The organism is Ramlibacter tataouinensis TTB310 (genome assembly GCF_000215705.1).
Taxonomy (GTDB): domain Bacteria; phylum Pseudomonadota; class Gammaproteobacteria; order Burkholderiales; family Burkholderiaceae_C; genus Ramlibacter; species Ramlibacter tataouinensis.
The window spans coordinates 2,055,586-2,076,893 of the sequence record NC_015677.1; the positions used below are offsets into that span (position 1 = coordinate 2,055,586).

A 21,308-nucleotide genomic window follows, 5' to 3' on the forward strand; every position below is an offset into this window, starting at 1 on the left:
CGATGCAGGACACCGCGGCAGCGGCCCGGCCGGAGAAGGCCAGCATCCTGATCGTGGACGACCTGCCCGAAAAGCATGTCGTCTTCCGCAGCATCCTCGAGGAGCTGGGCCAGCACATCGTCAGCGCCCGCTCGGGCAAGGAGGCGCTCGCCCAGATCCTGGACAACGAGTTCGCCGTGATCCTGCTGGACGTCAACATGCCGGACATCGACGGCCTGGAGACCGCCAGCCTGATCCGCCAGTACAAGCGGTCGGCCCAGACCCCCATCGTCTTCATCACGGCGTATGTGGATGAGCTGCAGGCCAAGCGCGGCTACGCGCTGGGGGCGGTGGACTACATCCCCTCGCCGGTGGTGCCGGAGGTGCTGCGCTCCAAGGTCCGGGTGTTTGTCGAGCTGTTCCGCATGAACCGGCAGCTGCAGTGGCGCGCGGCCGAGCGCGAGGCGCTGGCCCGCTCGGAGGCCGCCCGGGCGGCGGCGGAGCAGGCCATCGCGCGGGCCGACTACCTGGCCGATGCCAGCCAGCTGCTGTCGCGCTCGCTCGACATGGACCAGACGGCGCGGGCGCTGCTGGAGGTGTCGGTTCCCATGCTGGGGCGGCGCGCCTTGCTGGTGGTCGCCGGATCCGATGGCGCCGTCATGCGCTCGCAGGACCATCCGGCCGGTGCCGTCGGCGGCGTGGACGGGCTGGAGCCCGGGCTGCGCGAGGCGGTGGCCCGCGTGCTCGAGGAGCGCCGCTTCGAGCGCTGGCAGGACGGCACGGCCGGCGCCGCCGTGTGCCCGCTGCTCATGGGCGAACACTCGCGCGGCGTGCTGGTGCTGCTGGGCAGGCCCGACGAATTCGACTCGCCGCGCCTGGCCCTGGCCAAGGAGGTGGTCAGCCGCGCCTCGATCGCACTGGAGAACGCGCGGCTGTACGCGGCGGTGCAGGAGGCCGACCGGCGCAAGAACGAGTTCCTGGCCATGCTGGCCCATGAACTGCGCAACCCGCTGGCGCCCATCCGCAACGCCGTGCACATCATGCAGGGCGCCGATGTGGCCCCGCCCACCATGAACTGGGCGCGCGACGTGATCAGCCGCCAGGCCGACCACATGGCGCGCCTGATCGACGACCTGCTGGACGTCTCGCGCATCGTGCAGGGCAAGGTGGTGGTCAAGCCCGAGAAACTCAGCCTGGCTTCGCTGGTGGAGCGGTCCGTCGAGTCCAGCATGCCCAAGATCGAGGGCCGCAGCCAGCGCCTGGCGGTGGAGCTGCCCGACGATCCGGTGGTGCTCGATGGCGATTCCGTGCGTCTGGCGCAGGTGCTGTCCAACCTCATCAACAATGCCTCGAAGTTTTCCCCGCCGGACACGCGGATCGCGCTGCGGGCGCGCTATGCCGCCGGCAAGGTGACGATCGCGGTGCAGGACCAGGGCGTGGGCATCGCGCCGGACTTCCTGCCCCACATCTTCGACCTGTTCGCCCAGGCCGACCAGTCGCTGGACCGCTCGCAGGGCGGGCTGGGCATCGGGCTGACGCTGGTCAAGCACCTGGTCGAGCTCCATGGCGGCCGCGTGGAGGCGCGCAGCGAAGGCATCGGCCGCGGCACCGAGGTGTCGGTGCAACTGCCGGCCAGCCTGGCGCCCGCGCAGCGGCCCGCCGAGCCGGTGGCGGCGGCCGCCAAGCCTTCGGCTGGCGAGCGCGCCGCGCCGCGCGTGCTGGTGGTGGATGACCTGGCAGCGTCGGCCGAGACGCTGATGATGCTGCTGGAGATGGAGGGTTTCGAGGTCAAGACCGCGCACGAGGGCAATTCGGCGCTGGCCGTCGCCGAGGCGTTCCGGCCGGACGTGGTGCTGCTGGACATCGGCCTGCCGGGCATGAACGGGTTCGAGGTGGCGCACCGGCTGCGCAGCCTGCCGGCCTCGCGCGACGCGCTGCTGATCGCGCTCACCGGCTACGGCGAGGCCGAGAGCCGCAACCGGTCGGCCGAGGCCGGCTTCGACTTCCACATGGTCAAGCCGGCCGACGTGAACCTGCTGCTGCAGCTGGTGGCCGATCCCCAGCAGGCCCGGCGCGCCAAGGTGGCCTGATGGGCAGGGTGCGCTGCTACAATCGCCGGCTGTCAGGAGCGGTGGATGAGTGGTTTAAGTCGCACGCCTGGAAAGCGTGTGAGGGTTAACAGCCCTCCGCGGGTTCGAATCCCGCCTGCTCCGCCAGCCACATGAGAAAAGCCCCGCCATGCGGGGCTTTTTCTTGGGGCGGGATCCCCGGTCAGCCGGTCTTGCCCGCCTGCACCATCCGCATCGCCGATGCGATGAGTGTCGACACCTCACTCATGTTGGCCGGCACGATCAGCGTGGTCTGCGACTCGTTGGCCACGTTGCGAAAGGCGTCCACTGCTTTCTCCGCCACCTCCAGCTGCACTGCCTGCTCGCCACCCGGCTGGCGGATCGCCTCGGCCACCTTGCGGATGGCTTCCGCGCGCGCCTCGGCGATCGACAGGATGGCGGCGGCCTCGCCCTGGGCCTGGTTGATCTCGGCCTGCTTCTCGCCCTCGGAGCGGGCGATGAAGGCCTCGCGCTCGCCGGTGGCGATGTTGATCTGCTCCTGGCGCCGGCCCTCGGAGGCGGCGATCAGGGCGCGCTTCTCGCGCTCGGCCGTGATCTGCGACTGCATCGCGCGCAGGATCGCCTCGGGCGGGGTCAGGTCCTTGATCTCGTAGCGCAGCACCTTCACGCCCCAGTTCAGCGCCGCCTCGTCGATGGCGGCCACCACCTGCGCGTTGATCACGTCGCGCTCCTCGAAGGTTTTGTCCAGCTCCAGCTTGCCGATCACGCTGCGCAACGAGGTCTGGGCCAGCTGCGTCACCGCCACGAGGTAGTTGCTGCTGCCGTAGCTGGCGCGCATCGGGTCGGTCACCTGGAAGTACAGGATGCCGTCCACCTGCAGCTGGGTGTTGTCGCGCGTGATGCACACCTGGCTGGGCACGTCCAGCGGGATCTCCTTGAGGCTGTGCTTGTAGGCCACCTTGTCGATGAAGGGCACCAGGAAGTTCAGGCCGGGTGCCAGCGCGGCGTGGTACTTGCCCAGGCGCTCCACCACCCAGGCGTTCTGCTGCGGCACCACCTTGACGGACCGCACCACGAAGATGACGGCCACGACGAACAGGACGAGTGCGATTTCCATATGAGCTTCTTCTCCGGTCAATGGGGACTTCAGATCTTCTCGACGATCAGGCGGTTGCCCACCACCTCTTTCACCCGGTGCGGCCCGGTGGCGCCCGGCAGGCCGCCGGCGGGCAGGGCGGTCCAGGTCGCGCCGCGGTAGCGCACCGCCGCCGTGCCGTCGGCCTGCCAGGCGTCGACCTGCACCGTCTCGCCGATGTCCAGGTTGATGTCGCGGTTGGCGGCGGCGGTCGGGCCCTCCGGCCGCCGGCCCCGGGCGACGTGCCAGGCGGCCACCGCGCCGCCGCCGACCAGCGCGGCGGCGACCAGCTGGGCGGCCAGGGCGCCGCCCGCGTGCGCCGCCAGCGCGCCGGCGGCCAGGCCGATGGCCAGCATCAGCAGGTAGAACGTGCCGGTCACCAGCTCGACGGCCACGGCCGCGCCGGCCAGCAGCCACCAGACGGTCGATGGGTCCATGCTTCCCTCCTCCTGGGTGTTGTGCGCCGCATTCTGGGCCATCCGGCCGCCGCCCGCCCAGCGTGGCCATCTTATTTGCATACACTTCGCGGCTGCCTTTTTTATCCGACCTGCCAGGCGAAGAAAGCCCGTCCATGAAATTCCGCTTCCCCATCGTCATCATCGACGAGGACTACCGTTCCGAGAACACCTCCGGGCTGGGCATCCGCGCCCTGGCCCAGGCGATCGAGGCCGAGGGCATGGAGGTGCTGGGGGCCACCAGCTACGGCGACCTGTCGCAGTTCGCGCAGCAGCAAAGCCGCGCCAGCGCCTTCATCCTGTCGATCGACGACGAGGAGTTCAGCTCCGGCCCGGACCCGGACCCCGTGGTGGTCAAGCTGCGCAGCTTCATCCAGGAGGTGCGCCGCAAGAACGCCGACGTGCCGATCTACATCTACGGCGAGACCAAGACCAGCCGGCACCTGCCCAACGACATCCTGCGCGAGCTGCATGGCTTCATCCACATGTACGAGGACACGCCGGAGTTCATGGCGCGCCACATCATCCGCGAGGCCAAGAGCTACCTGGAGGGCGTGCAGCCCCCGTTCTTCAAGGCGCTGCTGGACTACGCGGAGGACGGCTCCTACTCCTGGCACTGCCCGGGCCACTCCGGCGGGGTGGCCTTCCTCAAGAGCCCGATCGGCCAGATGTTCCACCAGTTCTTCGGCGAGAACATGCTGCGCGCCGACGTGTGCAACGCGGTGGACGAGCTGGGCCAGCTGCTGGACCACACCGGCCCGGTGGCCGCCAGCGAGCGCAACGCGGCGCGCATCTTCAACGCCGACCACTGCTTCTTCGTGACCAACGGCACCTCCACGTCCAACAAGATGGTCTGGCACCACACGGTTGCGCCGGGCGACGTGGTGGTGGTGGACCGCAACTGCCACAAGTCCATCCTGCACTCCATCATCATGACAGGGGCCATCCCCGTGTTCATGAAGCCCACGCGCAACCACTTCGGCATCATCGGCCCGATCCCGCAGAGTGAATTCGAGCCGGCGGCGATCAAGGCCAAGATCAAGGCCAACCCGCTGCTCCAGGGCGTGGACCCGGACACCGTGAAGCCGCGCGTGATGACGCTGACCCAGTCCACCTACGACGGGGTGCTGTACAACACCGAAACCATCAAGAGCATGCTGGACGGCTACGTCGACACGCTGCACTTCGACGAGGCCTGGCTGCCGCACGCGGCCTTCCACCCGTTCTACGGCTCCTACCACGCCATGGGCAAGCGGCGCTCGCGGCCCAAGGAGTCGCTGACCTTCGCCACCCAATCCACACACAAGCTGCTGGCAGGCATCAGCCAGGCCAGCCACGTGCTGGTGCAGGACTCGGCCAACCGCAAGCTGGACAGGCACCTGTTCAACGAGGCCTACCTGATGCACACCTCGACCAGCCCTCAGTACAGCATCATCGCCAGCTGCGACGTGGCGGCCGCCATGATGGAGCCGCCCGGCGGCACGGCCCTGGTGGAGGAGAGCATCCTGGAGGCGCTGGACTTCCGCCGCGCCATGCGCAAGGTCGACCAGGAGTACGGCAAGGACTGGTGGTTCAAGGTCTGGGGCCCGGACAAGCTGGCCGAGGAGGGCATAGGCCGCGCCGACGACTGGGTCATCAAGGGCGAGGCGCGCACCGCCAAGTGGCACGGCTTCGGCAACCTGGCCGAGGGCTTCAACATGCTGGACCCGATCAAGTCCACCATCGTCACGCCCGGCCTGGACCTGAACGGCAAGTTCGCCAAGACCGGCATCCCGGCGTCCATCGTCACCCGGTTTCTGGCCGAGCACGGGATCATCGTGGAGAAGACCGGCCTGTACAGCTTCTTCATCATGTTCACCATCGGCATCACCAAGGGCCGCTGGAACACGCTGCTGACGGCGCTGCAGCAGTTCAAGGACGACTACGCGCGCAACCAGCCGATGTGGCGCATCCTGCCGGAGTTCTGCCAGGCCTACCCGCGCTACGAACGCATGGGACTGGCCGACCTGTGCCAGCACGTGCACGAGCTGTACGCCAAGTACGACATCGCGCGGCTGACCACGGAGATGTACCTGTCGGACCTGACGCCCGCCATGAAGCCCAGCGATGCCTTCGCGCACATCGCCCACCGCAAGACCGAGCGGGTGGAGATCGACCAGCTCGAAGGGCGCATCACGACCAGCCTGGTCACGCCTTATCCGCCGGGCATCCCGCTGCTGATCCCGGGCGAGGTGTTCAACAGGAAGATCGTCGACTACCTCAAGTTCTCGCGCGAGTTCAACGCGCAGTGCCCGGGCTTCGAGACCGACATCCACGGCCTGGTGGAGGAGCTGGGCAGCGACGGCCAGCCGCGCTACTTCGCCGACTGCGTCAAGGATTGATCAGGCCGGCCGGTCGGGCCGCACGCACAGGAAGCGGCCTCGAACCGCCCGTGGCCGGCCCACAGCTCGCCGTCCACGGGCCGGGGCACTCGACCTGCCAGGCGGGCTAACCGCCGGCGGGCTCGGCGATGCCGCCCACGACCTGGCTGAAGCCGCCGTCCACGTAAGTGATCTCGGCGCTCACGCCGCCGGCCAGGTCGCTCAGCAGGAAGGCCGCCACGTTGCCCACGTCCTCGATGGTCACGTTGCGGCGGATCGGCGAGGCCTCGGCCACCACCGACAGGATCTTGCCGAAGCCCTTGATGCCGCTGGCCGCCAGCGTCTTGATCGGGCCGGCGCTGATGCCGTTGACCCGGATGCCCTGGGGGCCCAGCGATTCGGCCAGGTAGCGCACCGACGCCTCCAGCGAGGCCTTGGCCAGGCCCATGGTGTTGTAGTTGGGCACGGTGCGGATGGCACCCAGGTAGGTCAGCGTCAGCAGGGCCGAGCGGTCATTCAGCAGGGGCAGGGCCGCCTTGGCCATGGCCGGGAAGCTGTAGGCGCTGATGTCGTGGGCGATGCGGAACGCCTCGCGCGACAGCCCGTCCAAGAAGTCGCCGGCGATGGCCTCGCGCGGCGCGTAGCCGATGGCGTGCACGAAACCGTCGAACTTCGGCCAATGGGCCGACAGGTCGGTGAAGAGCCTGGCGATCTGGGCGTCGTCGCCCACGTCGCAGTCGAACACCAGCTTGGAGCCGAAATCGGCGGCGAATTCGGTGATGCGGTCCTTGAAGCGCTCGCCCACGTAGCTGAAGGCCAGCTCCGCGCCCTGCGCGTGGCAGGCCTTGGCGATGCCGTAGGCGATGGATCGGTTGGACAGCACGCCCGTGATCAACAATTTCTTGCCAGACAGAAAACCCATGATGTTTGACGGTGAAAAAAGTCGGCAGAATTGTCGCATGCGAGGTCTGCTGTTCGCGCTGGTCGGCGCCCTGGCCCCGGCCGCCTGGGCCGCCCATGGCTATGCCATCTGGGGCGACATGAAGTATCCGGCCGATTTTTCGCACTTCGCCTACGTGAACCCCGCTGCTCCCAAGGGGGGCGAGCTGCGGCTGGTGAGCAACCTGCGGGTGTCCACTTTCGACAAGTACAACCCGTTCACCATCAAGGGCAACGCGCCCGCGTATCTCTCGGGCCTGCTGTTCGACAGCCTGCTGTCGGGGGCGCTGGACGAGGTCGGCGCCGGCTACGGCCTGCTGGCCGAAGACGTGGAAGTGGCCCCGGACGGCCTGTCGGCCACCTTCCGCCTGCGGCGCGAGGCGCGCTTCCACAACGGCGAGCCGGTGCTGGCCGCCGACGTCAAGCACACCTTCGACACCCTGCTGGGGCCCTACACCTCGCCGGCCTACAAGACCGCGCTGGAGGACCTGGACGGGCTGGACGTGGTGGACGAGCGCACCGTGCGCTTCCGCTTCAAGCGCCTGAACCGCGAGATGCCGCTGACCGTGGGCGGCTTTCCCATCTTCAGCCGCCAGTGGGGCATGGATAACGGCAAGGCCAAGCGCTTCGACGAGGTGGTGATGGACATCCCCATCGGCAGCGGCCCGTACAAGATCGGCCCGGTGCGCTTCGGCAAGGACATCACCTACGTGCGCGACGCCAGCTACTGGGCGCGCGACCTGAACGTGCGCCGCGGCAGCGCCAACTTCGACCGCATCACGGTGAAGATCTACCGGGACAACACGGCCCGGCTGGAGGCGCTCAAGGCCGGCGAGTTCGACCTGATGCGGTTCTTCTCGGCCGGCGACTGGGCGCGCCGGGTGGACGGCAAGCGCTTCAAGACCGGCGAGCTGGTCAAGGGCGAGTTCAAGCACCGGCTGCCGGCCGGCTTCCAGAGCTACGTGCTCAACACCCGCCACCCCAAGCTGCGGGATGCGCGCGTGCGGCAGGCGCTGGGCCTGGCCATGGACTACGAGTGGATGAACCGGCAGATGTTCTACAACTCGTACCAGCGGGTGAAGGGCCTGTTTATGAACACGGACTGCGAGGCCACCGGCATGCCCGGCCCCGAGGAACTGGCATTGCTGGAGCCCTGGCGCGGCCAGATCCCCGATGCCGCCTTCGGCCCCATGGTCGTGCCGCCGCGTACCGACGGCGAGAGCACGCTGCGCGACAACCTGCTCAAGGCGCGCGACCTGCTGCGCCAGGCCGGCTGGCAGGTGCGCGATGGCGCGCTGCGCAACGTCCAGGGCGAGCCACTGGTGCTGGAGTACCTGGACAGCAACGAGTCCGGCGCGCGCGTGGTCACGCCCTGGGCGCGCAACCTGGAGAAGCTGGGCATCCAGCTGGTGTTCCGACCGGTGGACTTCGCGCTGTACCAGCAGCGCCTGCAGAAGTTCCAGTTCGAGATCACGACCCTGGCCTACCCGGGCACCCACACGCCGGGGCAGGAGTACGTGGACCTGTTCGGCAGCAAGGCGGCCGACACCGAGAACTCCGGCAACCTGACCGGCGTCAAGAACCCGGCGCTGGACGACCTGCTGGCCCGGATGACCGGCGCCTCCACCCGCCAGGAGCTGGTGCCGGCCTGCCGCGCGCTGGAGCGGGTCGTCGCCCACATGCACCTCATGGTCCCGCAGTGGACGGCCGGCACCCACCGCATCGCCTACAACGCCTGGCGGCTGCAGCCCACGGCCTCCATGCCGCCCTATGCCCAGGGCGAGGCCTGGGCCATCGACACCTGGTGGGCCCGTCCGGGGCCGCCGGCCCACTGAAATCGCCGTGGCCTCGTACATCCTCAAGCGCCTGCTGCTGATGCTGCCCACGCTGCTGGGCGTGCTGCTCATCACCTTCGTCGTCACGCAGTTCGTGCCCGGCGGCCCGGTGGAGCAGTACCTGGCGGAGTCGCGCGCGGGCACGGGCGGGGAGGGCGGCGCCTTGACCTACCGCGGCGACCAGGGCGTGGACCCCAAGCGCATCGAGCAGATCAAGGCCCTGTACGGCTTCGACAAGCCGCCGCACGAGCGCTTCCTGCAGATGCTGGGGCAGTACGCCCGCTTCGACCTGGGCCGCAGCTTCTTCCAGAACAAGGACGTGTGGCTGCTGATCCGCGAGAAGCTGCCGGTCTCCATCACGCTGGGCCTGTGGACCTTCTTCATCAGCTACCTGATCGCCGTGCCGCTGGGCGTGTCCAAGGCGGTTCGCGCCGGTTCGCGCTTCGACCTGGCGACCACGCTGCTGGTGCTGGTGGGCTACGCCATCCCGGGCTTCGTGCTGGGGGTGGCGCTGCTGGTGGTGTTCGGCGGCCAGCTGCAGTGGTTCCCCCTGCGCGGACTGACCTCCGGCAACTGGGACGAGCTGAGCCTGGGCGGCAAGGTCGTCGACTACCTCTGGCACATCACGCTGCCGGTCACGGCCATGGTGGTGGGCAGCTTCGCCGTGACCACCATGCTGACCAAGAACTCCTTCCTGGAGGAGATCCGCAAGCAGTACGTGCTGACGGCCCGCGCCAAGGGCCTGGGCGAGCGGCGGGTGCTGTGGAAGCACGTGTTCCGCAATGCGCTGATGCCCATCATCGCGGGCTTTCCCGCTGCCTTCCTGGGCGCCTTTTTCACCGGCTCGCTGCTGATCGAGACCCTGTTCTCGCTGGACGGGCTGGGCCTGCTGAGCTACGAGAGCGTGATCCGGCGCGACTACCCGGTGGTGCTGGGCACGCTGTACCTGTTCACGCTGATCGGGCTCGTCACCAAGCTGATGAGTGACCTCATGTACGTCTGGGTGGACCCGCGTGTCAAGTTCGACTAGCCCTGAGCTCCTGGCCGACCCGTCGGCTGCCGGCCAGACACAGGGTGCGGGCGCGGCCGCCATGCCGCCGCCGGCTGGCCTGGCCTTGCCGGAGCATGTCTCGCCCGGCCGGCGCGCTTGGCGCAGGTTCAGGCGCAACCGGCTGGGCTTCGGCAGCCTGGTGGTCTTCGTCACCCTGGTGGTCCTCAGCCTGTTCGCCGAGGTGCTCTCCAACGACAAGCCGCTGGTGGTGCGCTACGAGGGGCAGTTCTACTTCCCGCTGGTGAACCGCTATCCCGAGACCACTTTCGGCGGCGACTTCCTGACCGAGACCGACTTCCTGGACCCCTTTATCCGCAAGCAGCTGGCCAGGGACGGCAACTGGGCGATCTACCCGCCCAACCCCTACGGCCCGAAAACCCTGAACTATTTCGCCAAGGAGCCCAACCCGTCGCGGCCCACGCGCCACAACCTGCTGGGCACCGACGACCGCGGCCGCGACATGCTGGCCCAGCTGGTCTACGGCTTCCGCCTGAGCGTGCTGTTCGCCCTGGCGCTGACGGCCGTCGGCGTGGTGATCGGGGTGGTGACGGGCGCCATCCAGGGCTTCTTCGCGGGCAAGACCGACCTGGCGTTCCAGCGCTTCATCGAGATCTGGGATTCCATGCCGGAGCTGTACCTGCTGATCATCTTCAGCGCCATCTTCGCGCCCAGCGTGGCCCTGCTGCTGATCCTGCTGTCGCTGTTCGGCTGGATGGGGCTGTCCAACTACGTGCGGGCCGAGTTCCTGCGCAACCGGCAGATGGACTACGTGCGCGCCGCCCGGGCCCTGGGCGTGGGCAACGGCCGGATCATGTGGAAGCACATCCTGCCCAACAGCATGACCCCGGTGATCACCTTCCTGCCGTTCCGCATGAGCGCGGCCATCCTGGCGCTGACCTCGCTGGACTTCCTGGGCTTGGGCGTGCCGCCGGGCACGCCTTCGCTGGGCGAGCTGCTGAGCCAGGGCAAGAACAACATCGACGCCTGGTGGATCTCGCTGTCCACCTTCGCCGTGCTGGTGGTCACGCTGCTGCTGCTGACCTTCATGGGCGACGCGCTGCGGGATGCGCTGGATCCTCGGAAGGCAGACGCATGAGTGGGCGGGAGGAAGGCCTGGCCCCGCTGCTCGAGGTCAGCAACCTGCGCGTGGCCTTCGGCGGCAAGGAGGTGGTGCACGGCGTGAGCTTCGCCATCGCCCCGGGCGAGAAGCTGGCCCTGGTGGGCGAGTCCGGCTCCGGCAAGACGGTGACGGCGCTGTCGCTGCTGCGGCTGGCCCAAGGCGCTCGGCTGGGCGGTTCCGCCCGCCTTCTCGGTTCGGACCCCGCCGCCGGCAGGCGCGACCTGCTGGCGATGTCCGAGCGGGAGCTGCTGGGCGTGAGGGGCCGGGAGATCGCCATGATCTTCCAGGAGCCGATGACGGCGCTCAACCCGGTCTACACCGTGGGCGACCAGATCGCCGAGGTGCTGCGGCTCAAGCAGGGCCTGTCGGCGCGCCAGGCCTGGGACGGCGCGGTGGAGGCCCTGGCCGCCACCGGCGTGCCCGAGCCGCAGCGCCGCGCCCGGGCCTTTCCGCACCAGCTCTCCGGCGGCCAGCGCCAGCGCGCCATGATCGCCATGGCCCTGGCCTGCCGGCCGCGGCTGCTGCTGGCCGACGAGCCCACCACCGCGCTGGACGTGACGCTGCGCCAGCAGATCCTGGAGCTGCTGGCGCAGCTGCAGCGCCAGACCGGGATGGCCGTGCTGATGATCACGCACGACCTGAACCTGGTGCGCAAGTTCGCCGACCGGGTGGCGGTGATGGAGAACGGGCACCTGGTGGAACACGGCGCGGTGCAGGCCGTGTTCGGCCAGCCGCGGCATCCCTACACCCGCAAGCTGATCGACAGCCGTCCGGAACGCGAGCTGCAGGAAGGCCCACCCGAGGGTGAACCGGTGATGCGGGCCCGGGAGGTGCGGGTGAGCTACCCGGTACCGCTGGCCGGCATCCGCGGCTGGTTCCGCCGCGGCGAGTTCGTGGCGGTGCACGGGGCGGCGTTCGCCATCCCGCCGGGCCGCACCCTGGGCGTGGTGGGCGAGTCCGGCTCCGGCAAGTCCACACTGGCCCTGGCGGCCCTGGGCCTGGTGCCGCACCGGGGCACACTGGAGGTGGCGGGTGGGCACTGGCAGCGCGGCACGGCGGCCAGCCGGCCGCTGCGCCGGCAGATCCAGGTGGTGTTCCAGGACCCGTTCTCCTCCCTGTCGCCGCGCATGACCGTGGAGGAGATCGTGGGCGAGGGCCTGCTGGTGCACGAACCCGGCCTGGACCTGGCGCAACGCCGCGAGCGGGTGGTGCGGGCGCTGGGCGACGTGGGCCTGACCGAGCAGCTCTTTCCCGGCCTGCTGGCGCGCTACCCGCACGAGTTCTCCGGCGGCCAGCGCCAGCGCCTGGCGATCGCCCGGGCGCTGATCGTGGAGCCGCGCCTGCTGGTGCTGGACGAGCCGACCAGCGCGCTGGACGTGACCATCCAGAAGCAGGTGCTGCGCCTGCTGCAGCGGCTGCAGCGCGAGCGGGGCCTGAGCTACCTGCTGATCACCCACGACATCGAGGTCATCCACGCCATGGCGCACGACGTGGTGGTGATGAAGGAGGGCCGCATCGTCGAAGCCGGCACGGCCCAGCAGGTGCTGGGCCAGCCGCAGGACCCGTACACCCAGGCGCTGATCGCGGCCGCCGTCTGAACCCTGCAGGCCATGGCCGCCGCCGGACGCACGCCCATCCCGCCGCACGAGGTCGAGACCACGGCCATGCGCGCCCAGGGCGCCGGCGGCCAGAACGTCAACAAGGTCTCCAGCGCCATCCACCTGCGCTTCGACATCCCGCGTTCCTCGCTGCCGGAAGACCACAAGGCCCGGCTGCTGGCGCTGCGCGACGGCCGGATCAACCGCGACGGCGTGCTGGTCATCAAGGCCCAGCAGCACCGCAGCCAGGACATGAACCGGGCCGAGGCGTTCGGCCGGCTGCAGGAACTGGTCGACAGCGTGGCGCAGGCGCCCCAGGCGCGGCGCGCCACCCGGCCGACCGCCGCCTCGCGGCAGCGGCGCCTCGAGGCCAAGAAGCTGCGCTCCCAGGTCAAGCTCATGCGCAGCCCGCCGCAGGACTGAGGGCGAGGTTCTTCCGGCGGCTTGCATCCCGGCCGCGCTGGCGGTACAATCTTTGCTTCACGACCAAGCCGGGCGGGTACTCACCGCCCGTTTTTTTTGGTCGATCGCAAACCGCACCCCAGGAATCCAGACACAGACGTGGCGCTGCAGGACATCGTCGAACAAACCGTGAGCGGGCTCGGCTACGAGCTGGTGGAGATCGAGCGCTCCGCCGGCGGCTTGCTGCGCATCACGATCGACCTGCCCTGGCAGCCCGTGTCCCAAGGAGCCGTTCCGTCGCCGGAACAGTTCGTGAACGTCGAGGACTGCGAGAAGGTCACGCGCCAGCTGCAGTTCGCGCTGGAGGTCGAGGGTGTCGAGTACAAGCGGCTGGAGGTGTCGTCGCCGGGCATCGACCGGCCGCTGCGCGGCGAGCGCGACTTCGAGCGTTTCGCCGGCGAGTTGGTGGACATCACGCTCAAGGCGCCCATGGGCGCGGCGGCGGCGGGCCAGGTCGCGGCCAACCGCAAGAAGTTCCGCGGCACGCTCGAGCGCGCGGCCTCGGGCCAAGGCTGGCAGATCAGCTGGACCGACGAGCCGCAGGCCAGGCCCGGCCAGAAGGTGAGCAGGAAGAAGGAGCGCCCGCCGGTGCAGGTGCTGGGGTTCCGGCTGGACGAGTTGAAGGAGGCCCGTCTGGCCTCAGTTGTGGATTTCAAGGGGCGCAGGCCCAAGGCAGTTGCAGGAGAGTCGTGACATGAACCGCGAATTGTTGATGCTGGTGGAAGCCATCTCGCGCGAGAAGAACGTCGAGCGCGACGTGGTGTTCGGCGCGGTGGAGTCGGCCCTGGCCCAGGCCACCAAGAAGCTGTACGAGGGCGACGTGGACATCCGCGTGGCGGTGGACCGCGACTCCGGCAGCTATGAGACCTTCCGCCGCTGGCACGTGGTGCCCGACGAGGCCGGCCTGCAGCTGCCCGACCAGGAGATCCTGCTGTTCGAGGCCAAGGAGCAGATCCCCGACATAGAGGTGGACGACTACATCGAGGAGCCGGTCGAGTCCGTGCCCATCGGGCGCATCGGCGCGATGGCGGCCAAGCAGGTCATCCTGCAGAAGATCCGCGACGCCGAGCGCGAGATGCTGCTGAACGATTTCATGTCGCGCGGCGACAAGATCTTCGTGGGCACCGTCAAGCGCATGGACAAAGGCGACATCATCGTCGAGAGCGGCCGCGTCGAGGGACGCCTGCGCCGCGGCGAGATGATCCCCAAGGAGAACCTGCGCAACGGCGACCGGGTCCGGGCCATGATCATGGAGGTGGACCTGACGCTGCGCGGCGCGCCCATCATCCTGTCGCGCTCGGCGCCGGAGTTCATGATCGAGCTGTTCCGCCAGGAGGTGCCCGAGATCGAGCAGGGCCTGCTGGAGATCAAGTCCTGCGCCCGCGACCCCGGCAGCCGGGCCAAGATCGCCGTGCTGTCGCACGACAAGCGGGTGGATCCCATCGGCACCTGCGTGGGCGTGCGCGGCACGCGCGTGAACGCGGTCACCAACGAGCTGGCCGGCGAGCGGGTCGACATCGTCCTGTGGTCCGACGATCCGGCCCAGTTCGTGATCGGCGCGCTGGCCCCGGCCAACGTGACCTCCATCGTCGTGGACGAGGAGAAGCACGCCATGGACGTGGTGGTGGACGAGGAGAACCTCGCCATCGCCATCGGCCGCGGCGGGCAGAACGTGCGGCTGGCGTCCGAGCTGACCGGCTGGAAGATCAACATCATGGACGCCAACGAATCGGCCCAGAAGCAGGCCGAGGAGACGGACAAGATCCGCACGCTGTTCATGGAAAAGCTGGACGTGGACCAGGAGATCGCCGACATCCTGTTTGCTGAAGGGTTCACCAGCCTGGAGGAAGTGGCCTACGTGCCCATCCAGGAGATGCTGGAGATCGAGGCGCTGGACGAGGACACGGTCAACGAGCTGCGTTCCCGTGCCAAGGACGCCCTGCTGACCATGGAGATCGCCCGCGAGGAAAGCGTCGAGGAGGTGTCGCAGGACCTGCGTGACCTCGACGGCCTGAACCCGCAGCTGATCGGCAAGCTGGCCGAGGCCGGCGTGCACACCCGCGACGACCTGGCTGACCTGGCCGTCGATGAATTGACAGATATCACCGGCCAGTCCGCGGACGAGGCCAAGGCCCTGATCATGAAGGCTCGCGAGCACTGGTTCACCAGCGCACCCGCGACCCAAGAGTGATGTGATGGGAGGCTCCAGAACATATGTCCAGTACGACCGTCGCCGAGTTCGCCAGCGAACTCAAGAAATCCCCCGACACGCTGCTTGAGCAGCTGCGCAGCGCAGGCGTGTCCAAGTCGGCTCCGTCCGACGCACTGTCCGAGGCGGACAAGCAGAAGCTCCTGGGCTTTCTGCAGGCCAGCCACGGCACGTCCTCGCCCGAACGCCGCAAGATCACCCTGGTGAAGAAATCCACCAGCGAGATCAAGCAGGCCGACGCCTCCGGCAAGGCCCGCACCATCCAGGTGGAGGTGCGCAAGAAACGCACCTTCGTCAAGCGCGACGAAGGCGCGGACACCGCCGTGGTCGACGCGCCGGAGCCCGAGGTCCAGGCCGCGGCTTCCCCGCGTGCGGACGAGGCCGAGCTGGCTCGCCGCGAGGAAGAGGCGCGCCGCCAGGCCGAGCTGATCCGCCGCCAGGAGGAAGACCTGCAGGAAAAGCGCCGCCAGCGCGAGGAAGCCGAGCGCAAGGAGCGGGAAGCCGAGGCACGTGCCGCGGCCTATGCTGCCGCCGAGGAGGCCAAGAAGGTGCAAGCCAACGCCGTGAAGGCCGAGGCCAACGCCGAAGCCCAGGCCCATGCCAGCGCCCGCACCGTCGCCCAGGCCGAAGCGCGCGCCAAGGCGGAAGCGCAGTCGCAGGCGCGGGCCGCGGAAGAAGCCGCGCGCGCCAGGGACCTGGAGGAGCGCCGCCGCAAGGCGCTGGCCGAGGCCGAAGCCATCCGCGCGATGATGGCCGCGCCCAAGAAGGTGCTGGTGGCCAAGAAGCCGGAGGAGGCCAAGCCGGCCGCCAAGACCGCCGACGGCGCCGCCAAGCCGGCCGCCAAGGGCACGCTGCACAAGCCCGCGGTGGGCACGGGACGTCCCGCGCCCGGCGCGGCTGCGCCCGCGGCTCCCGGCGCCGGCAAGGAAGTCAAGTCGGCCAAGCTGTCGTCCAGCTGGGCGGGCGATCCGGCCAAGAAGAAGGCCATCCCGACCCGCGGCGACGCCTCGGGCGGCGTGGGCCGCAACAACTGGCGTGGCGGCCCGCGCGGCCGCCGCGGCAACGATCGCGACCATCGCGACGACCATGTGCAGTCCGCGCCCGTCGAGCAACGGGTGATCGAGGTGCACGTGCCCGAGACCATCACCGTCGCCGAGCTGGCGCACAAGATGGCCGTCAAGGCCTCCGAGGTGATCAAGGCGCTGATGAAGATGGGCCAGATGGTCACCATCAACCAGCCGCTGGACCAGGACACGGCCATGATCGTGGTCGAGGAGATGGGCCACAAGGCCGTCACCGCCGCGCTGGACGATCCGGAAGCCTTCACCGAGGAGGACGTGGGCACGGCCGACGGCGAGGCCCTGTCGCGCGCCCCGGTGGTCACCGTCATGGGCCACGTGGACCACGGCAAGACCTCGCTGCTGGACTACATCCGCCGCGCCAAGGTGGCGGCGGGCGAGGCCGGCGGCATCACGCAGCACATCGGCGCCTACCACGTGGAGACGCCGCGCGGCATGATCTCCTTCCTGGACACGCCCGGCCACGAGGCCTTCACCGCCATGCGCGCCCGCGGCGCGCAGGCCACCGACATCGTCATCCTGGTGGTGGCGGCCGACGACGGCGTCATGCCGCAGACGCGCGAAGCCATCAAGCACGCGAAGGCGGCGGGCGTTCCCATCGTGGTCGCCGTCAACAAGATCGACAAGCCCGGCATCAACCTGGAGCGCGTCAAGCAGGAGCTGGTGGTCGAGGAGGTGGTGCCGGAGGAGTACGGCGGCGAGTCGCCCTTCGTCAACGTCTCGGCCCTGACGGGCCAGGGCATCGACGACCTGCTCGAGCAGGTGCTGCTGCAGGCCGAGGTGCTGGAGCTCAAGGCGCCGGTGGAAGCGCCGGCCAAGGGCCTGGTGGTCGAAGCCCAGCTGGACAAGGGCCGCGGCCCGGTGGCCACGGTGCTGGTGCAGTCGGGCACGCTCAAGACCGGCGACGTGGTGCTGGCCGGCCAGACCTACGGGCGGGTGCGCGCCATGCTGGACGAGAACGGCAAGACCATCAAGTCGGCGGGTCCCTCCATCCCGGTGGAGATCCAGGGCCTGACCGAGGTGCCGCAGGCCGGCGACGAGTTCATGGTGCTGGCCGACGAGCGCCGGGCGCGCGAGATCGCGACCTACCGCGCCGGCAAGTTCCGCAACACCAAGCTGGCCAAGCAGCAGGCCGCCAAGCTGGAGAACATGTTCACGGACATGACCGCCGGCGAGGTGAAGACGCTGCCGATCATCGTCAAGGCCGACGTGCAGGGCTCGCAGGAGGCGCTGTCGCAGTCGCTGCTCAAGCTGTCCACCGATGAGGTCAAGGTGCAGATGGTCTACACCGGCGTGGGCGGCATCAGCGAGTCCGACGTCAACCTGGCCATTGCCTCCAAGGCGGTGATCATCGGCTTCAACGTGCGCGCCGACGCCGGCGCGCGCAAGCTGGCCGAGGGCAACGGCGTGGACATCCGCTACTACAGCATCATCTACGACGCCGTCGACGAGCTGAAGGTGGCCATGTCCGGCATGCTGGCGCCGGAGCAGAAGGAGGAGGTCATCGGCACGGCGGAGATCCGCACGGTGTTCGTCGCCTCCAAGATCGGCACCGTGGCGGGCTCGTACATCACCTCGGGCCAGGTCACGCGCAACTGCCGCTTCCGCCTGCTGCGCGACAACGTGGTGGTCTACACGGGCGAGGTCGAGTCGGTCAAGCGCATGAAGGACGACGTGCGAGAGGTCAAGGAAGGCTTCGAGTGCGGTATCAAGCTGCGCAACTACAACGACATCCGGGAAGGCGACCAGCTCGAGTTCTTCGAGGTCAAGGAGATCGCGCGCACCCTGTGACGGGCCGGCGGGCCGCCGCAAGCGGCCCGTCCTTCACCAATGGTCAAGAAGAAGTCCTCCTCCCCCGGCGCCAACCGCGGCTACAAGGTCGCGGACCAGATCCAGCGCGACCTGGCCGAGCTGATCCGCGAGGTCAAGGACCCGAGGGTCGGCATGGTCACGATCAACGCGGTCGAGGTCACGCCCGACTACGCCCATGCCAAGGTGTTCTTCAGCGTCCTGGTGGGCGAGCCGCAGGAAACCCAGGACGCGCTCAACCAGGCGGCCGGCTTCCTGCGCAACGGGCTGTTCAAGCGCCTGCACATCCACACCGTGCCGACGCTGCACTTCCAGTTCGACCGCACCACCGAGCGGGCGTCGGACATGAACGCGCTGATCGCGCGCGCGGTGGCCTCGCGTTCCAAAGACTCCGACGAATAGCCATGAGCGCACCACGAGCACGGGTCGTGAGGCGCCCCGTGCACGGGGTGCTGCTGCTCGACAAGCCCAGGGGCCTGTCGAGCAACGACGCCTTGCAGAAGGCCAAATGGCTGCTGCGGGCGGAGAAGGCCGGCCACACCGGCACGCTGGACCCGCTGGCCACCGGCGTGCTGCCGCTGTGCTTCGGCGCCGCCACCAAGTTCAGCCAGCTGCATCTGGAGGCGGACAAGACCTACGAGGCCGTCGCGGTGCTGGGCGTGAAGACCACGACCGGCGACGCGGAGGGCGAGGTGGTTTCGCGCCAGCCGGCGCCCGAGCTGACGGCCGACAGGCTGGCCCAGGTGCAACGCCAGTTCACCGGGGCGCTGAGTCAGGTGCCGCCCATGCACAGTGCGCTGAAGAAGGACGGCAAGGCGCTGTACGAATACGCCCGGGCAGGCGAAGAGGTCGCCCGGGAAGCGCGCGCCATCATGGTCCATGCGCTGGAACTGGCCGCGGCCCGCACCGGGTCGGGACAGGCAGCCGTGCGCTTTATCGCCAAGGTCAGCAAGGGAACCTACATCCGCACCCTGGGCGAGGACATCGGCGAGGCGCTGGGCTGCGGCGCGCACCTGTCCCTGCTGCGCCGGCTGGCGACCGGGCCCTTCGACCTGTCGCAGTGCGTGACCCTGGAGGCGCTTCAGGACATGGCCGAGGACGAGCGCCTGGCCCGCCTGCTGCCGCCCCAGGCCCTGCTGGCCGGCCACGGCCGTGTCACGCTGGACGCCGACAATGCCGGCCGCTTCCTCTCCGGCCTGCGCCGTCGAGGCGACTGGCCGGACAGCGAGGCGGTGGCGGTGTTCGGCGAACAACCGCCGGCGCTGCTAGGCACCGGCCACGTCAAGGCCGGCGAACTGATCCCGGGGCGTCTGCTGAGCCCCATCGAAATCCAGCAAATCCTGCACCCGCAAGAACAGGCGACCACCCCATGAGCACCAAGCAAATCCGCAACATCGCGATCATCGCCCACGTCGACCACGGCAAGACCACCATGGTCGACCAGCTGCTGCGCCAGTCCGGCACCTTCGCCGAGCACGAGAAGGTGGTCGACACGGTGATGGACAACAACGCCATCGAGCGCGAGCGCGGCATCACCATCCTGGCCAAGAACTGCGCCGTGAGCTGGCAGGGCACGCACATCAACATCGTGGACACGCCCGGCCACGCCGACTTCGGCGGCGAGGTCGAGCGCGCCCTGTCCATGGTGGACGGCGTGGTGCTGCTGATCGACGCCCAGGAAGGTCCCATGCCGCAGACCCGGTTCGTGACCAAGAAGGCGCTGGCCCTGGGCCTGCGGCCCATCCTGGTGGTCAACAAGGTCGACAAGCCCGGCGCGCGCCCGCAGCACGTGGTCAACGCCGCCTTCGACCTGTTCGACAAGCTCGGCGCGACCGACGAGCAGCTGGACTTCCCGGTGGTCTACGCCTCGGGCATCAACGGCTGGAGCTCGATGGAGGAGGGCGCCGCGGGCGAGCAGTGGGGCCCGGACATGTCGGCGCTGTTCGACACCATCCTCAAGCACGTGCCGGCGCACCAGGGCGACCCCGCCGAGCCGCTGCAGCTGCAGATCTCGGCCCTGGACTTCTCCACCTTCGTCGGACGCATCGGCGTGGGCCGCATCAACGCGGGCACCATCAGGCCGATGATGGACGTGCTGGTGATGGAAGGCCCGGACGGCAAGTCGATCAAGGGCCGCGTGAACCAGGTCCTGACGTTCCAGGGCCTGGACCGCGTGCAGGTCACCGAGGCCGGCCCGGGCGACATCGTCCTGATCAACGGCATCGCGGAGATCGGCATCGGGGTCACGCTGACGGACCCCGCCAAGCCGACGCCGCTGCCGATGCTGAAGGTCGACGAGCCGACGCTCACCATGAACTTCTGCGTCAACACCAGCCCGCTGGCCGGCCGCGAAGGCAAGTACGTCACCAGCCGCCAGATCTGGGACCGTCTGCAGAAGGAGCTGCAGTCCAACGTGGCGCTGCGCGTGAAGGAGACGGACGAGGAGGGCGTGTTCGAGGTCTCCGGCCGCGGCGAGCTGCACCTCACCATCCTGCTGGAGAACATGCGCCGCGAGGGCTACGAGCTGGCGGTGTCCAAACCGCGCGTGGTGTTCAAGGACATCGACGGCCAGCGCTGCGAGCCGATCGAGCTGGTCACGGTGGACATCGAGGAGCAGCACCAGGGCGGCGTGATGCAGGCCCTGGGCGAGCGCAAGGGCGACCTGGTGAACATGGAGCCGGACGGCCGCGGCCGCGTGCGCCTGGAATACCGCATCCCGGCGCGCGGCCTGATCGGCTTTTCCAACGAGTTCCTGAACCTGACGCGAGGCTCGGGCCTGATCTCCAACATCTTCGACCGCTACGAGCCCTACCGCGGCGAGATCGGCGGACGCAAGAACGGCGTACTGATCTCCATGGACGACGGCGAGATCTTCACCTACGCGCTGGGCAAGCTGGACGACCGCGGCCGCATGTTCGTGCGCGCCAACGACCCGGTCTACGAGGGCATGATCGTGGGCATCCACAGCCGCGACAACGACCTGGTGGTCAACGCCACCCGCACCAAGCAGCTGACCAACTTCCGAGTCAGCGGCAAGGAGGACGCGATCAAGGTCACGCCGCCGATCGAGCTCACGCTGGAGTACGGCGTCGAGTTCATCGAGGACGACGAGCTGGTCGAGATCACGCCCAAGTCCATCCGGCTGCGCAAGCGCTTCCTGAAGGAGCACGAGCGCAAGCGCGCCCTGCGCGAAGCGGCTTGACGAGCC

16 protein-coding genes and 1 tRNA gene are annotated in these 21,308 nt (G+C 68.9%); 14 read left to right on the forward strand and 3 right to left on the reverse strand.

The features are described from left to right. Positions 1-2 precede the first annotated feature (2 nt). Positions 3-2,069 (forward strand): hybrid sensor histidine kinase/response regulator, encoded by a 2,067-nt coding sequence (locus RTA_RS09990; RefSeq protein WP_013901271.1) that lies wholly within the window; start codon positions 3-5, stop codon positions 2,067-2,069. A 35-nt stretch (positions 2,070-2,104) separates the two neighbouring features. Then, positions 2,105-2,195 (forward strand) — tRNA-Ser (locus tag RTA_RS09995). Positions 2,196-2,250: 55 nt separating this feature from the next. On the opposite strand, the gene RTA_RS10000 is transcribed toward RTA_RS09995, so the two are convergent. Both RTA_RS10000 and RTA_RS10005 read right to left on the reverse strand, forming a co-directional pair. Continuing rightward, a complete protein-coding gene (locus RTA_RS10000) occupies positions 2,251-3,165 on the reverse strand; it encodes an SPFH domain-containing protein (RefSeq protein WP_013901272.1) in 915 nt (304 codons plus the stop codon). A gap of 29 nt (positions 3,166-3,194) precedes the next feature. Further along, on the reverse strand, positions 3,195-3,620 hold the full coding sequence (locus tag RTA_RS10005) for an NfeD family protein (protein WP_013901273.1): 426 nt from the start codon (positions 3,618-3,620) through the stop codon (positions 3,195-3,197). A gap of 134 nt (positions 3,621-3,754) precedes the next feature. Here RTA_RS10005 and RTA_RS10010 point away from each other — a divergent pair, with 134 nt between their 5' ends. After that, the gene (locus tag RTA_RS10010) at positions 3,755-6,019 is read left to right on the forward strand and encodes an arginine/lysine/ornithine decarboxylase (protein ID WP_013901274.1); all 2,265 of its coding nucleotides are present in this window, start codon (positions 3,755-3,757) and stop codon (positions 6,017-6,019) included. A 106-nt stretch (positions 6,020-6,125) separates the two neighbouring features. On the opposite strand, the gene fabI is transcribed toward RTA_RS10010, so the two are convergent. After that, positions 6,126-6,920: an enoyl-ACP reductase FabI gene (fabI, locus tag RTA_RS10015; RefSeq protein WP_041675316.1), complete on the reverse strand. Its 795-nt coding sequence runs from the start codon at positions 6,918-6,920 to the stop codon at positions 6,126-6,128. 37 nt (positions 6,921-6,957) lie between these two features. On the opposite strand from fabI, the gene RTA_RS10020 reads away from it, so the two are divergent. The 11 genes from RTA_RS10020 to typA all read left to right on the forward strand — a co-directional run bounded on the left by RTA_RS10020 (position 6,958) and on the right by typA (position 21,302). Next, positions 6,958-8,772, forward strand: coding sequence for an extracellular solute-binding protein (locus RTA_RS10020; RefSeq protein WP_013901276.1), 1,815 nt, complete (start codon positions 6,958-6,960; stop codon positions 8,770-8,772). A 7-nt stretch (positions 8,773-8,779) separates the two neighbouring features. Then, positions 8,780-9,802, forward strand: coding sequence for a microcin C ABC transporter permease YejB (locus tag RTA_RS10025; RefSeq protein ID WP_013901277.1), 1,023 nt, complete (start codon positions 8,780-8,782; stop codon positions 9,800-9,802). Between the two features lie 61 nt (positions 9,803-9,863). Further along, on the forward strand, positions 9,864-10,919 hold the full coding sequence (locus tag RTA_RS10030) for an ABC transporter permease (RefSeq protein ID WP_013901278.1): 1,056 nt from the start codon (positions 9,864-9,866) through the stop codon (positions 10,917-10,919). Beyond that, positions 10,916-12,541, forward strand: a complete 1,626-nt coding sequence (locus RTA_RS10035; protein WP_013901279.1) for an ABC transporter ATP-binding protein — start codon at positions 10,916-10,918, stop codon at positions 12,539-12,541. The genes RTA_RS10030 and RTA_RS10035 overlap by 4 nt, the downstream gene beginning before the upstream one ends. 12 nt (positions 12,542-12,553) lie before the next feature. After that, positions 12,554-12,964 (forward strand): alternative ribosome rescue aminoacyl-tRNA hydrolase ArfB, encoded by a 411-nt coding sequence (gene arfB / locus RTA_RS10040; protein WP_013901280.1) that lies wholly within the window; start codon positions 12,554-12,556, stop codon positions 12,962-12,964. Positions 12,965-13,102: 138 nt separating this feature from the next. Next, on the forward strand, positions 13,103-13,696 hold the full coding sequence (gene rimP / locus RTA_RS10045) for a ribosome maturation factor RimP (protein ID WP_013901281.1): 594 nt from the start codon (positions 13,103-13,105) through the stop codon (positions 13,694-13,696). A 1-nt stretch (position 13,697) separates the two neighbouring features. After that, positions 13,698-15,194 (forward strand): transcription termination factor NusA, encoded by a 1,497-nt coding sequence (gene nusA, locus RTA_RS10050; RefSeq protein ID WP_013901282.1) that lies wholly within the window; start codon positions 13,698-13,700, stop codon positions 15,192-15,194. A gap of 23 nt (positions 15,195-15,217) precedes the next feature. Then, positions 15,218-18,082, forward strand: a complete 2,865-nt coding sequence (gene infB / locus RTA_RS10055; RefSeq protein ID WP_013901283.1) for a translation initiation factor IF-2 — start codon at positions 15,218-15,220, stop codon at positions 18,080-18,082. 39 nt (positions 18,083-18,121) lie between these two features. Then, on the forward strand, positions 18,122-18,502 hold the full coding sequence (gene rbfA / locus RTA_RS10060) for a 30S ribosome-binding factor RbfA (RefSeq protein WP_013901284.1): 381 nt from the start codon (positions 18,122-18,124) through the stop codon (positions 18,500-18,502). A gap of 2 nt (positions 18,503-18,504) precedes the next feature. Next, complete coding sequence (gene truB / locus RTA_RS10065; protein ID WP_041675319.1) at positions 18,505-19,473, forward strand: tRNA pseudouridine(55) synthase TruB; 969 nt, start codon at positions 18,505-18,507, stop codon at positions 19,471-19,473. After that, a complete protein-coding gene (gene typA / locus RTA_RS10070) occupies positions 19,470-21,302 on the forward strand; it encodes a translational GTPase TypA (RefSeq protein ID WP_013901286.1) in 1,833 nt (610 codons plus the stop codon). Before truB ends, typA begins: the two co-directional genes overlap by 4 nt. Positions 21,303-21,308 lie beyond the last annotated feature (6 nt).